The sequence below is a fragment of the Microcella putealis genome (assembly GCF_004216575.1).
Classification (GTDB): Bacteria; Actinomycetota; Actinomycetes; order Actinomycetales; family Microbacteriaceae; genus Microcella; species Microcella putealis.
In genome coordinates this window covers 954955-967310 of record NZ_SGWW01000001.1, presented here as the reverse complement: position 1 = coordinate 967310, position 12356 = coordinate 954955, and the positions used below count along the sequence as shown (strand labels likewise).

Annotated in this window: 15 protein-coding genes and 1 tRNA gene; 10 read left to right on the top strand and 6 right to left on the bottom strand. The window is 66.8% G+C overall.

The features are described 5' to 3' along the window. Positions 1-7: 7 nt before the first annotated feature. Positions 8-217, top strand: a complete 210-nt coding sequence (locus tag EV141_RS04705) for a hypothetical protein (protein ID WP_130484765.1) — start codon at positions 8-10, stop codon at positions 215-217. Further along, positions 214-645 carry an ACT domain-containing protein gene (locus EV141_RS04700; RefSeq protein ID WP_241969012.1) on the top strand — a complete coding sequence of 144 codons (432 nt, stop codon included), beginning with the start codon at positions 214-216 and terminating at the stop codon, positions 643-645. The genes EV141_RS04705 and EV141_RS04700 overlap by 4 nt, the downstream gene beginning before the upstream one ends. Here EV141_RS04700 and mscL read toward each other — a convergent pair. The 3 genes from mscL to EV141_RS04685 form a co-directional block, all read right to left on the bottom strand. Next, on the bottom strand, positions 642-1076 hold the full coding sequence (gene mscL, locus EV141_RS04695) for a large conductance mechanosensitive channel protein MscL (RefSeq protein WP_130484764.1): 435 nt from the start codon (positions 1074-1076) through the stop codon (positions 642-644). The genes EV141_RS04700 and mscL overlap by 4 nt on opposite strands. A gap of 44 nt (positions 1077-1120) precedes the next feature. Beyond that, positions 1121-1435, bottom strand: coding sequence for an FmdB family zinc ribbon protein (locus EV141_RS04690; protein WP_130484763.1), 315 nt, complete (start codon positions 1433-1435; stop codon positions 1121-1123). 69 nt (positions 1436-1504) lie between these two features. Continuing rightward, entirely contained in the window at positions 1505-2092 is a 588-nt protein-coding gene (locus EV141_RS04685) for a 5-formyltetrahydrofolate cyclo-ligase (protein WP_130484762.1), read from the bottom strand. 57 nt (positions 2093-2149) lie between these two features. Between EV141_RS04685 and galU the strand changes: the two genes are divergently transcribed. The 4 genes from galU to EV141_RS04665 all read left to right on the top strand — a co-directional run bounded on the left by galU (position 2150) and on the right by EV141_RS04665 (position 4850). After that, positions 2150-3043 carry a UTP--glucose-1-phosphate uridylyltransferase GalU gene (gene galU, locus EV141_RS04680; RefSeq protein ID WP_130484761.1) on the top strand — a complete coding sequence of 298 codons (894 nt, stop codon included), beginning with the start codon at positions 2150-2152 and terminating at the stop codon, positions 3041-3043. A 9-nt stretch (positions 3044-3052) separates the two neighbouring features. Further along, the gene (locus tag EV141_RS04675; protein WP_130484760.1) at positions 3053-3703 is read left to right on the top strand and encodes a GNAT family N-acetyltransferase; all 651 of its coding nucleotides are present in this window, start codon (positions 3053-3055) and stop codon (positions 3701-3703) included. 18 nt (positions 3704-3721) lie between these two features. Continuing rightward, positions 3722-4705 carry a hypothetical protein gene (locus tag EV141_RS04670; protein WP_130484759.1) on the top strand — a complete coding sequence of 328 codons (984 nt, stop codon included), beginning with the start codon at positions 3722-3724 and terminating at the stop codon, positions 4703-4705. Positions 4706-4777: 72 nt separating this feature from the next. Beyond that, positions 4778-4850 (top strand) — tRNA-Ala (locus tag EV141_RS04665). A 254-nt stretch (positions 4851-5104) separates the two neighbouring features. Here the strand turns inward: EV141_RS04665 and EV141_RS04660 are convergent. Beyond that, positions 5105-5782 carry a DUF3223 domain-containing protein gene (locus tag EV141_RS04660; protein WP_130484758.1) on the bottom strand — a complete coding sequence of 226 codons (678 nt, stop codon included), beginning with the start codon at positions 5780-5782 and terminating at the stop codon, positions 5105-5107. Positions 5783-5900: 118 nt separating this feature from the next. Further along, positions 5901-6035 (bottom strand): hypothetical protein, encoded by a 135-nt coding sequence (locus tag EV141_RS12490; protein WP_260437764.1) that lies wholly within the window; start codon positions 6033-6035, stop codon positions 5901-5903. Between the two features lie 294 nt (positions 6036-6329). On the opposite strand from EV141_RS12490, the gene EV141_RS04655 reads away from it, so the two are divergent. Together EV141_RS04655 and EV141_RS04650 are read left to right on the top strand one after the other, a co-directional pair. Next, positions 6330-6623, top strand: a complete 294-nt coding sequence (locus EV141_RS04655; protein WP_241969010.1) for a type II toxin-antitoxin system RelE/ParE family toxin — start codon at positions 6330-6332, stop codon at positions 6621-6623. A 15-nt stretch (positions 6624-6638) separates the two neighbouring features. Next, positions 6639-7733 carry a HigA family addiction module antitoxin gene (locus EV141_RS04650; RefSeq protein WP_130484875.1) on the top strand — a complete coding sequence of 365 codons (1095 nt, stop codon included), beginning with the start codon at positions 6639-6641 and terminating at the stop codon, positions 7731-7733. 323 nt (positions 7734-8056) lie between these two features. On the opposite strand, the gene EV141_RS04645 is transcribed toward EV141_RS04650, so the two are convergent. After that, complete coding sequence (locus EV141_RS04645) at positions 8057-8881, bottom strand: aldo/keto reductase (protein ID WP_130484756.1); 825 nt, start codon at positions 8879-8881, stop codon at positions 8057-8059. A 68-nt stretch (positions 8882-8949) separates the two neighbouring features. Here EV141_RS04645 and EV141_RS04640 point away from each other — a divergent pair, with 68 nt between their 5' ends. Then, positions 8950-9441, top strand: a complete 492-nt coding sequence (locus EV141_RS04640; RefSeq protein ID WP_130484755.1) for a cupin domain-containing protein — start codon at positions 8950-8952, stop codon at positions 9439-9441. A 179-nt stretch (positions 9442-9620) separates the two neighbouring features. Continuing rightward, positions 9621-12350 (top strand): cation-translocating P-type ATPase, encoded by a 2730-nt coding sequence (locus EV141_RS04635; RefSeq protein WP_130484754.1) that lies wholly within the window; start codon positions 9621-9623, stop codon positions 12348-12350. Positions 12351-12356: the final 6 nt, after the last annotated feature.

Genomic DNA, 12356 nt, shown 5'->3' with positions numbered 1-12356 from the left:
TGGTCACGTGAGCGAGTCAGGCACGACGGGCGACACGGCGGATGCACGCCGCGATTCCGCGCGCGCCCGTCGCGGTCGCCGGCGCGTCACCACGACGCCTCCGCCCGGGTCTGACCCGGCGCCGGCCCGCGCGCCCCTGACCTCCGAGCCGGAACGCCACGGCGCCGGCGAGAACGACGACCGGCTGCGGGCCGACAAGCCGCCGCACTACGCGTGAGCGACGCCGCACGCCCCGAGCGCGGGGTGACTGCGCTCGCCGAGCTGCTGGCGTCGATGCGGCCCGAGCTCGACCCCGAGCCGTGGGTGTTCGCGACGGCGGCGACGGCGCTTCCCGACGCGGCCGTGACCGTGGTCGAGCGCGAGGGCGTGACATCCGTCGTGCGCGAGCGCGACCTCGACGACGCACGCGCACTCGCCCCGGAGGTGCAGCTGAGCGCACCGTTCGCGCGCATCACGCTCACCGTGCACTCTGACCTCGAGGCGGTGGGCCTCACGGCCGCGATCGCGTCCGCACTCGCCGGGCAGGGCATCCCGGCGAACGTCGTCGCCGGCTACTTCCACGACCACGTCTTCGTGCCGTGGCAGCGCGCATCCGACGCCCTTGACGCCCTGCGGGCGCTCGGGGCGGGGGATGCGCGGCGCTAGTTCGCGGGAGTTTCGCCGCGCTGAGCCCGCAACAGGTCGCGAATCTCCGCGAGCAGCTCGGTCTCGGTCGGGGGAGCGTCCTCCGACACGACCGGCTCGCCGGCCTTCCGGCGCTCCTCGGCGCGGCGCTTGAGGGTGTTAATCGGCAGCACAAGCGCGAAGTAGACGACGGCCGCGACGATCACGAACTGGATCGCGGCGGCGATGACGGCTCCGAACGCGAGGTCGGCCGTGTTGCCGCTCGTCGTCGGAATCGACACCACCAGCGAGGTCGCGAGCGACTCGGCGTTGAACAGTGCCCCGATTGCCGGATTGATGAGTGACGCGACGATGGCGTTGACGATCGCGGTGAATGCCGCACCGATGACGACCGCGACCGCCAACTCGATGACGTTGCCGCGCAGGATGAATTCTTTGAAGCCCGTGAGCACGGTGGCTCCTCCAGGAGGTATGAGGGACGCTGACGTCCCCGACCCTAGCTGGCGGCGGCCGCCGGGGAGGAGTTTTTCGCGCTTGACGAGCCCGAGTCGCCCGACGAGCCCGACGCCCCGGATGACCCCGAGGCCCCACTGTCGCTCGACGAGCCCGACCCCGACCCCGGCTTGCCCGCGCCCGCGCGGCTGTCGGTGCGGTAGAAGCCCGAGCCGTTGAAGGTCACGCCGGTGACCGAGAAGATCTTGCGCAGACGCCCCTGGCACGCCGGGCACTCCGTGAGCGCGTCGTCGGTGAAGGCCTGCGACACGTCGAAAGCGTTCTCGCAGGCGGTGCAGCGGTACGAATACGTAGGCATGGTGGCTGGTGTCCTCCGGCGATAAGGATACGTCGGCTGCGAGGCCCCTCGTGACCGCCGCCGGAGCGTTCAGAAGCGGTGCAGGCCCGACGGGGTGACCGCGCCGTCAACCGGCTGGTCGTGCGGTTCGCGGGGAAGAGCATCCACAATTTCGTCGTCGTAGACGACCGCGTAGACGGGCGGGCGGCGGTCCATCGAGCCGAGAGTCTTGTCGAAGTAGCCGCGACCCCAGCCCATGCGCATGCCGCTGCGGTCGCAGGCGGCGGCGGGCACGAGCATCAGGTCGACCTCGTTGACGCGAATGGGCGGAACGATGCCGCCGAGCGGCACGGGCAAGCCGAGCACGTCTTCGCCCTCGTCGTCAGAGTCGTAGGCCGCCCAGTCGAGCAGCCCATCGTCGCGCGACACCGGCAAGAGCACGTCGACGCCATTCGCGCGCGCCCACTCGAGGTAGGCGCGGGTCGGCGGTTCATCGGGCGTCGAGAGGTAGCAGGCGACGGTGCGCGCGTTCAATTCACTCGTGATCGCAACGAGCTGTTCGGTGAGGGAGGCGGCGCTCGCCTCCCGCTCGCCGGCCGGTCGAATGCGGCGCCGCTCGCGCAGCTCGGCGCGCAGGGCACGCTTGGCGGCGATGGTCTCGCTCGCGTCACTCGGCATGCTCAGCATGGTATGCGTATCCGCCCGGCGTCGGTGGGGGGCCGATACGCTGAGATCATGTCGAAACCGATCACGAAGGCCGTTATTCCTGCCGCAGGTCTCGGAACCCGCTTCCTGCCCGCCACGAAGGCCATGCCGAAAGAGATGCTGCCGGTCGTCGACAAGCCGGCCATCCAGTACGTGGTCGAAGAGGCGGTGTCTGCGGGCCTCACCGACGTGCTGATGGTCACCGGGCGCAACAAGTACGCCCTCGAGAACCACTTCGACCGCGTCACCGAGCTCGAGGCGACCCTGAAGCGCAAGGGCGACGATGTCAAGCTCGCGAAGATCATGGAGTCGACGAACCTCGCCGACATGCACTACGTACGCCAGGGTGACCCGAAGGGCCTCGGTCATGCCGTGTTGATGTCGCGCCCCCACGTCGGCGACAACCCCTTCGCGGTGCTGCTGGGCGACGACATCATCGACGAGCGCGACCCGCTGCTCACCCGCATGATCGACGTGGCGGGCGAACGCGACGCCACCGTGGTCGCGCTGCTCGAGGTCGACCCCGCACAGGCCCACATGTACGGCGTGGCGACGGTTGAGGCGACCGATGTCGACGACGTCGTGAAGATCACTGACCTCGTTGAGAAGCCGGCCCCCGGCACGGCGCCGTCGAATCTGGCGATCATCGGCCGCTACGTGCTGAAGCCGCAGATTTTCGACGTGCTCGAGCACACCGAGCCCGGCAAGGGCGGCGAGATTCAGCTCACCGACGCGCTTCTTGAGCTCGCAAACGACGCGTCGAGCGGCGGTGTGTACGGCGTCGTGTTCCGTGGCCGTCGTTACGACACGGGCGACCGACTCGACTACATCAAGGCCATCGTGCAGCTCGCCTCTGAGCGCGACGACCTGGGCCCTGAGCTTCGGGCGTGGCTGCACGGCTTCGTCGCCCAGCTCACGGCGTAATCTCGAGGCGTGTCGACGATTCCCACGCTGCGCAGCGGCGCGACCGTGCTGCGCCCGATTCGGGTACGGGATGCGCGCATCCTGGAACGCGAACTGGTCGATAACCGCTCATGGCTGCGCCCATGGGAGGCGACCAGCCCGAATCAGAACGTGGCGTGGGATACGAAGGGCAGCATCCGGGGCCTGTTGCAGCAGGCGCGTGCGGGCAGCGGGTTGCCGTTCGTCATCGAGCACGAGGGCGCCTTTGCCGGCCAGCTGAACGTGTCGCAGATGACGTACGGCTCGCTCGCCTCGTCGACGCTCGGCTACTGGGTCGCCGAGCGTTTCGCCGGCAAGGGGCTGACGCCCACGGCGGTGGCGCTGGCGACCGACCACCTGTTCTTTTCGGTGGGCCTGCACCGCATGGAGATCTGTATTCGGCCCGAGAACGCGCCCTCTCTGCGGGTGGTCGAGAAGCTCGGCTTTCGCTATGAGGGGCTGCGCCGCCGATACATCCACATCGACGGTGACTGGCGCGACCACTTCTGCTTCGCGCTCACGGTCGAAGAGGTGCCGGTCGGCGTGCTGCAGCGCTGGAAGCAGGGGCGGGTGCCCGAGCACGTGTCGCAGATTCCCGAGGTCGATCGCATCGCGGCGCGGCGAGGCCTGCGACTGACGTAGCGGCCATACCCTCGTCGCATGGCTGAGGGTTCGGGGGCCGGAACGGCCCTGTTGATGGCACTCGCCGCCGCGCTCTGGCTCTTCTACCTGGTGCCGATTTGGCGCAGACGGCGCGAATACTTGGCGACCGAACGCAACGCGGTTCGGCTGCAGCAGACCCTGCGCATCATGGCGCAGACGACCGAGCTGCCCGAGGCGGTGCGCGCCGAGATGACGGCCCGCGAGGTCGCCGCCCAGCAGCGCTCGCTCGCCGCGCGCCAGCGCGAGGAGGCGGCGATCGCCCGCGCGAAGGAGGTCGCGGCGCAGCGCGCCGTGCGCGCCCGGCTCGCCGCCGAGGTGCCCGGTCTCGTCGCCGAAGTGGATGCTGCCCGCGCCGGTCAGCGTCGCCTGCGGCAATCGCGCGCCATTTCTTCTCTCGTGACCCTGCTCGCACTCGTCGGCATCGTGGTGTCTGCCGTGGCCGGCGCCGTCGCGTGGACGGCATTCTCTGCGGTTGTCGCCCTCAGCGGTGTAGTGCTGCTCGCCGGGCTCGCGCGTGCGGGCCGACGCCGCTCGGCTGTCGCCGGTGCGGCGCCTCGCCAGCGCTCGGGTTCGGCGTTCGTCGACCTCGCGCCGCAGGCCGACAAGGGTCGCGCCCCCCGCGCCTGGACGCCCGTGCCGCTCCCGAAGCCCCTCTACCTCGACACCGCAGTGGATGCGGCCCCGCGCCCCGAGCTGCGCCGCAGTGCGATCGACCACGCCGCGGTGCTCGCGGCTGCGGCGGCCGAGGCCGAGAAGGCGCAGCGGGCTGCGGCGGGCCTGCCGGCTGCCGGTGCTGGTGTCGGTGCTGTCGGTGCCGCCTCAGCTCCCACCGAGACTCCCGCGCCCCGCCCGGTCGCGACGCCCGTCGAGCCGGCCGCCGAGGCGCCCAGCCGTTTCGCCCGCATGGGCCTCGTCGACGGCCTGCCGACGCGCGCGCCCGACCTCGACGAGGTGCTCGAGCGCCGACGCGCCGCCGGATAGCCGGAGCCGTCCTGGAGGGGGCGACCGTGTGCATCCGCCCCGTTTCTCGGTGATAAGGTTGTCGACGCATCAGGGCCTGTGGCGCAGTTGGTAGCGCGTCTCGTTCGCAATGAGAAGGTCAGGGGTTCGATTCCCCTCAGGTCCACCTAGTTGCTCTTGTCAAAACTGCAGTTGACGCTTGTGAGGTCACCCCCACGCGTCTCCTTGCTCACTGGAAACCCGCGATCACAGGCCGGTTTACAGGGCAGCATAGGGTAGTTCGAGAAGAATGTTCAGTTGTCCGGGTGGTTCTACTGAGGCGACTAAACTTCCCCGGAGTCCATCCGCGCTGGGTGTTGGTGGCGAAGGGTTCGTTGGGCTCGGTCTTGCGCCCCGGCACTCCGGCGGATCGTGTTGAGGCTACCGACCTAGTTTTGCGACGATGACCGGCCGCGCGTTCTCATGCCAATAGCTCTTCCACGCCTGCAGCTGATTGGCGTCCGCGAGACTTCCGGATATCTGTGTCTGACCGTCGCCCGCTGTGAGTGCAATGTTCTCCCATCCTCCTTGGTCCTCAGCGAAGCCCTCGGTGAGTTGTGCCCATGAGGGTCTCTCGTAGCGCACTTCGGCATCCTGAAGAGAACCGATAAGTACGCCGGTGCGAGCGCAATGAACCCCTCCGGCGCTGAAAGCCGATTCGCGAAAGGCGAGTCGTTCGTCGTTGATCACCGCACGCAATGCATCCTTGACATCCGACTTGATGCCCTCCTGGTCGACGGCGCTCGTGTAGCTCCAGTCGTCCTCGGAGCCGTCGACTCGGCGAATCCAGATACCACGGGCGTCTCGCTTGACGTACCGAATGTGTCCTTGGCCGCGGGAGGTAAGCCTGATGAAAAACTCGGCTACTCCAGCGCCTACCTTTTCAGTTGCATCGTCGTCGCGGTCGAGAAGGTCGAAGAGAACCGCAATGTGCAGTGGGTCCGTGACGGATTCCTCTAGGTCGCAGTGGTCTTTGATTGCATCTCGAACCCAATCTTTCGCGGCTTTCCGGCTAGGAAACTGCGTGCTCGGGAGGTTCACTGGCTTCCGTATGCCCACGTGGGCCTCCTTCTCGTCTGTTCGAACGGCGTGTCATGGCGCGCTCTCGTGCCCCTTCTTCTCGATCGTTCAGGTGATCGGCAGCCCGGGCAATGACCTCGGGCTGCCGATCGATCGTTCACTTCCCCCGCTTGGGGGTCTGGGATAGGGCGCTGCCAGCGGCCTTCTTTGCCGCGGCGCTGTAGTTGCCGCGAAGAACCTTGCTGGCGGCCTTCGCGGCAGCCTTGCCGGTCTGCTTCGAATTGCGAGCCATAATCTCCACCTCCTCTCGGGTTTCTCACGCCCGAGAGGAGAGTTCTCCACTACCGTCGAACGGATACGGGTTCTGAGCAGTTGTTCTCGGAGCTTTGCAGTGGGCCGTCTCGTTGGAGCGAGGCGGCCCATTCGTGTTGCAGGACACGATCCCTTGCGGAACCGATGTTACTAGGCTACCATGATTCATGCAAAGGGTGATGAGCCTATAACTAGTAGATGAGATTCGGGATCCGGTAGCGTAGACCTGGCCATGTTGTTCCCATGTTGTCTGGGTGAGGTGGAGCGGTTGCGTGTGGTCTTCGAGGATGATGATCTTCGGCGCCTGGCCGAGGACGCGTCCTATGCGCCGCGGCGCTGGAGCGCGGACATCATCAAGGCGTACCGAAAGAAAATCCAGGTACTGCGCGCGGCTACTGATGAACGAGACCTGTATGCGATGCGTTCCCTCCGGTTGGAGCGGCTCCGGGGCAACCGGGCCGGTACCTCATCAATCCGCCTGAATGACCAGTTCAGGCTCATCATCAAGTTCGAGACAGATGAAGAAGGCCGGATGGTCACTGTCATCGAGATGGTTGATTACCACTAAAGGAGAATGACGATCATGAGTACGCCGATAGTTGCCGAGGTGTTCCCGGCCGGGGAGCACCTGGCTGACGAACTCGACGCACGCGGCTGGACTCAGGCCGATTTTGCGGAGGTTCTAGGACGACCGGCACAGTTTGTGTCCGAGATCATCTCCGGCAAGAAGGAGATCACTCGCGAGTCTGCCGCTCAGATCGCAGCCGCGCTCGGGACAAGCGCTGAGTTCTGGCTCAAGCTCCAGGACTCCTATCTCCTGTGGAAGCAAGCACAGAATTTGCGTACTCGGGAGAGCCTTGACGCAGTGAAGACCCGCGCCAGATTGCGCGCATTGGCACCGGTCGCCTTGCTGAGGAAGCGTGGTTTCATCACCGCTTCCGATCCAGACGGGCAATCGGAAGAGGTACTGCAACTGTTTGGGATGCAGAGCCTTGAGGAAGAGCCGGCGGTCAGATTCGCCGCGCGGCGAAGCAATACGGACGAAGCGGTCACTGTGCTGCAACTGGCCTGGGTCGCATGCGTCAAGGCCAGTGCGCGTGAGCTGGAGGTTGCGCCGTATTCTCACGATGGGCTTCGAGAGTTGGCCGAGCAACTCTCAGAAAGGGCGCGTAACCCGGAGGAGTTCGCCGCATTCCAATCGTCTTTCGCAGAAGTCGGAGTGAAGCTGATCTACGTTGAAGCGTTCCCTGGAGGGAAGCTCGATGGATGCGCACTGATTGTTGATGGAACTCCCGTGATCGGCATCTCCGGTCGATGGAAGCGGCTAGACAAGGTCCTCTTTACAATCCTCCACGAAACCGCCCATGTTCTGCTGGGTCACGTCTCGGAGGACGGGGGAGTTATCGTTGACGACCTATCCGAGGAGAGTCAGGACGAGGAAAGGGACGCTGATCAGCTTGCTGGTGAATTGGCTATCTCGGAGCCGCTCCCTGTCGTTCCAGAACGGCCAAGTGTGACCTGGGTGCGGGCGCAGGCGGACGCACTAGGCGTGCACCCAATCACGTTGATCGGCCGGCTTCAGAAGGATGGTCTCCTGTCGTGGAAAACGACCCTTGTTCGTGACGCGCCTAACGTTACTGATCAGCTCGAGCGGTGGACGGTGCGCGGTCCTGCCTGATCGACGTCATCGCGTCTTCTCTCGCACCATTATCCGGCTGACCTCGAACCGCTCGGCAATCGACACGACGCTCTCATCGCAGACCCGAGCGGTTCGAATAGCTTCTACTTCTCCATTCTCCATCAGAGGCGTTTCATTACGTCTAAGAGGGTTCTCAACGGCGTCGACACCCTGATCGCACACGAGCCGCGACGATGCCTAGAGGACCAGAGATCCCTGAATTAACGCGGCATGAAGGCGATCCTGCCGGCGCAAGAGGTTCCAGTTGGGGGCCTAAGTTGCCGTCACTGCTTCACTTGTGACCCGCGTTTCGCGGCGTACGACTACATCTCTTCGTGGGTCGTGGGGTCGCCGCCGAACAGGCGACCGTCGGGGCGGCCGAGCGCGGTGATTGCCGCGACCTCGGCCTCGCTCAGTGTGAACCCGCCGAGCTCGAAGTTTTCTTGCTGACGTGCGGGCGTCGCCGACTTCGGGATTGGCAGCGAGTCGATCTGCTGGTGCCAGCGCAGGATCACCTGGGCGGGCGTCACCCCGTGCGCCGCGGCCGCCGACGCGACCGGTGCCGACTCCTTTACGGGAGCAGCCTTGCCGAGCGGGCTCCAGGCCTCGGTGACGACGCCGTGCTCGGAGTGGAAGGCGCGCAGCTCCTCCTGCGGGAAGAACGGGTGCAGCTCGACCTGGTTGACCGACGGCATGACGCCGGTCTCCTCGGCGACACGCCTCAGGTAGTCGGCGGTGAAGTTCGAGACGCCGATCGAGCGCACGCGGCCCTCCTCGCGCAGCCGCACCATCGCGCGCCACGTATCGACGTACTTGTCGACGCGCGGGTTCGGCCAGTGGATCAGATACAGGTCGAGCACGTCCAGCCCGAGCCGCTCCATCGAGCCGTCGAACGAGCGCAGCGTCTCGTCGTAACCGTGATCGCGGCCCGGCACCTTCGTGGCGACGATGATGTCGTCGCGCGGAACGGGAGTTTCCGCGATGGCGCGACCCACAGCATCCTCGTTCTGGTAGTTCACGGCCGTGTCGATGAGGCGGTAGCCGAGCGACAGGGCGCTCAGCACCGCGGCCGTGCCCTCCTCGCCGCGCAGCGGGTACGTGCCGAAGCCGATGTCGGGCAGGGTCGTTCCGTCGTTCAATTCAGGCATGGATGCACGCTACCGCGCCGCCCTCCGGCTCTGTACAGAGACCCCCGCCGGGCGTACCATCGGGGGCCATGGAGACCGACGACGGTCCACGCGTCATCCGCTCTAGCGAGGTCGATGTCACCGGCGAGCCGGGATCACTGGACCGCTACCTGCTGGAGGGCGCCGCATCGGGTGGCGCGCTCGCCGTCGTCGAGCACGTGCTGGCGCCCAAGGTGCTGGCCGCCCCCATGCACCTTCACACCCGAGAAGACGAGTACAGCTACGTGCTGGCTGGCACACTCGGCGTCATTGACAACGGGGTCGAGGTCACGGCCGGTGCCGGTGACGTGGTCGTTAAGCCGCGCGGCCACTGGCACACCTTCTGGAACGCCGGTGATGACGAGTTGCACGTGCTCGAAATCATCGTGCCCGGGGGTATCGAGCAATTGTTCCGACGTTTGGCCGAGCCGGGCGGCGAGTACGACCCCGAGACGCTTCCCGCCCTGGCGGCCGAGTACGGCGCGGAGGTCGACTTCGAGGCGACGATGCCGCTCGTCGAGCGCCACGGGCTCGCTTTCTAGGTGTCCGCCGTGGTCTGGCGGTAGACCGGTGAACACCTGACAGTCCTTCCCACGGGCCCGCGCGTCCGGGTAGTTTGGCGGAAACGCTCAGGAACGGACACCGGCCACCCGGTAGTCTAGTGGCACATTTTGCAGGAAGTTGAGGCTGTATCTCGTGTGCTCGACCCGTTCGGAGCCCCATGACGCACGCATCGGACACCGCGCTGCGCGCCCCCGCGGCCGTGCACGCCGCCAGCGTTGACGAGACCTTCGCCGCCCTCGACGTCACGCCCGAGGGGCTGAGCGCCGACGAGGCTGCACGCCGACTCGACACGGTCGGGCCCAACCGCCTGCCAGAAAAGGCACCCGACCCAGCGTGGAAGCGCCTGCTGCGGCACTTCAACGACGTGCTCATCTACGTGCTGCTCGCGGCCGCCGTGCTGAAGGCATTCCTGCTCGAATGGGTCGACGTCGGTGTCATCCTTGCGGTCGCGATCATCAACGCGCTCATCGGCTTCATTCAAGAGGGTCGGGCCCAGCGCGCCCTCGACGGCCTGCGCAGCATGCTGTCGGTGCGCGCTCAGGTGCGTCGCGACGGCGAGTGGGTGAGCACCGACGCTGAGAAGCTCGTGCCCGGCGATGTCGTGCGCGTGAAGTCGGGTGACCGCATCCCGGCCGACATTCGCATCACCCACTCCACCGAGTTGCGTGCCGAAGAGGCGGGGCTCACCGGCGAGTCCGGGCCTGTCACGAAGAGCGCCGACCCGGTCGACGAGGCCTCGGGGGTCGGCGACCGCACGTCGATCGGCCACTCCGGAAGCCTCGTCGTCAGCGGCCGCGGCACCGGTGTCGTCGTCGCGACCGGCGCCGACACCGAGATCGGCCGCATCAGCACGATGATCGAGTCGGTCGAGCAGTTGTCGACCCCGCTCGAGCGCAAGATACACCGCTTCAGCATTCTGCTGGCGCGCATCATCCTCTCCGTTGCGGTGCTACTGATCGTCTTCGGCTTCGCCGTGCACGACTACCCCGTGCCCCTGCTGCTGACCGTTGCGGTGGCGTTCGCTGTCGCTGCGATTCCCGAGGGGCTGCCGGCCATCGTGACCATCACGCTCTCGTTGGGCGTGCAGGCGATGGCTCGCCGCAACGCGATCACGCGGCGGCTCACATCTGTCGAAACACTCGGATCCGTCACCGTGATCTGTTCGGACAAAACGGGCACGCTCACGAAGAACGAAATGACGGTCGAGCGGGTGGTGACCGCCGCAGCAAGCTACGAGGTGACGGGCACGGGCTACGACCCGCGCGGCGGTATCCGCCTCGACGGCGGCGACGTCGACATCAGCACTCAGGATGCTCTACGCCAGCTGGTCACGGTCATGGCGGTCGCGAACGACTCGGGCCTTCGCGAGAAGGACGACACGTGGTCGATCGTCGGCGAGCCCACGGAAGGTGCGCTGATCACGTTCGCGCACAAGGCGCAGGCTGTTCCGGTCGGCTTCGAGCGCCTTGCGGCCGTCCCGTTCGAGTCAGAGCACAAACTCATGGCGACCCTCGACCGCAGTCCCGAGGGTGACGTCACGGTGCACGTGAAGGGAGCCCCTGACCGCGTTCTTGACCGGTGCGTAGCCCAACTCGGCGCGAACGGCGAGTCAGAGCCGCTCGACGCCGACTTCTGGCACGCCCGGATCGCTGAGCTAAGCGCCGACGGCCTGCGGGTGCTGGCCGCAGCGCAGCGTGCCGCCGAACCCGACACGAGCGATCTCGCGCTCGCCCACCTCGACGACGACCTCGTGTTCGTTGGTGTCGTCGGCATCCTCGACCCGCCTCGCCCGGAAGCCATCGAGGCGATCGAGGACGCGAAGCGGGCGGGCATTCGCGTCAAGATGATCACCGGCGACCACGCGGGGACGGCGACGGCGATTGGCCGCCAGATGGGCATCATCGACCCGGACGACGACCACGCTGACGAGGCGATCACCGGTGCCGAGTTCGACGCCGCCAGCGACGACGAACTGCGCGACATCGTGCAGCGCTACGACACGTTCGCCCGGGTGAGCCCCGAGCACAAGCTGCGCATCGTCGAGGCGCTCCAGGCGCACAACGAGGTCGTCGCCATGACCGGCGACGGCATCAATGACGCGCCCGCTCTGCGCCGGGCAGACGTCGGCGTGGCCATGGGCATCAAGGGCACCGAGGCGACCAAGGAGGCCGCCGAGATTGTGCTCGCCGATGACAACTTCGCCACGATCGCCCGCGCGGTCGAGGAGGGGCGGCGCACGTTCGACAACATCGTGAAGTCGGTTGTGTTCCTGCTGCCGACGAACGGCGCGCAGTCGCTCGTGCTGCTGGTCGCCGTGCTACTCGGGCTGTCGATTCCGCTCGCCCCCGTGCAGATCCTGTGGGTCAACCTCATCGCGGCCGTCACCCTGTCGCTCGCGCTCGCGTTCGAACCGGCAGAAGCAGACGTCATGAAGCGCGCCCCGCGCGTCCCGGACCGCCCGATTGTCGGCGCGGCCCACCTGATCCAGATCGCTCTCGCCTCGCTGCTCATCGGCGGGGGAACGTTCGCCATGTACTACCTGGCACGTGGTCAGGGTGTCGACGACCCGCAGGCGCAGAGCCTCGCCGTGACCACCCTCGCGGTCGCGCAGATCGGGTACCTGCTGACCTGCCGCAACCTGCGCGGGGCCACAGTGTCGCCGGCCCAGTGGTTCTCGAACCCCATCGTGTGGCTGTCGATCGGCGGACTGCTCGTGCTGCAGGCGCTGTTCGTGTACGCGCCGTTCATGAACACCCTGTTCGGCTCGGCTCCCCTGCCCGCCAGCTCGTGGGCGCTCGCGTTCGCGATCGCGGCCGCCGTGTACGTCGCCATCGAGGTGACGAAGGCGATCACGCGCCGACTCATGCCCGAGGCGGCGCCGCGATGACGGACA

Excerpts from the sequence above, each read along its gene's own strand:
- EV141_RS04635 (WP_130484754.1), top strand. The coding sequence starts at position 9,621 with ATGACGCACGCATCGGACACCGCGCTGCGCGCCCCCGCGGCCGTGCAC.
- EV141_RS04640 (WP_130484755.1), top strand. The coding sequence starts at position 8,950 with ATGGAGACCGACGACGGTCCACGCGTCATCCGCTCTAGCGAGGTCGAT.
- EV141_RS04690 (WP_130484763.1), bottom strand. The coding sequence starts at position 1,435 with ATGCCTACGTATTCGTACCGCTGCACCGCCTGCGAGAACGCTTTCGAC.
- EV141_RS04645 (WP_130484756.1), bottom strand. The coding sequence starts at position 8,881 with ATGCCTGAATTGAACGACGGAACGACCCTGCCCGACATCGGCTTCGGC.
- EV141_RS04670 (WP_130484759.1), top strand. The coding sequence starts at position 3,722 with ATGGCTGAGGGTTCGGGGGCCGGAACGGCCCTGTTGATGGCACTCGCC.
- EV141_RS04650 (WP_130484875.1), top strand. The coding sequence starts at position 6,639 with ATGAGTACGCCGATAGTTGCCGAGGTGTTCCCGGCCGGGGAGCACCTG.
- EV141_RS04685 (WP_130484762.1), bottom strand. The coding sequence starts at position 2,092 with ATGCCGAGTGACGCGAGCGAGACCATCGCCGCCAAGCGTGCCCTGCGC.
- EV141_RS12490 (WP_260437764.1), bottom strand. The coding sequence starts at position 6,035 with ATGGCTCGCAATTCGAAGCAGACCGGCAAGGCTGCCGCGAAGGCCGCC.
- galU (WP_130484761.1), top strand. The coding sequence starts at position 2,150 with ATGTCGAAACCGATCACGAAGGCCGTTATTCCTGCCGCAGGTCTCGGA.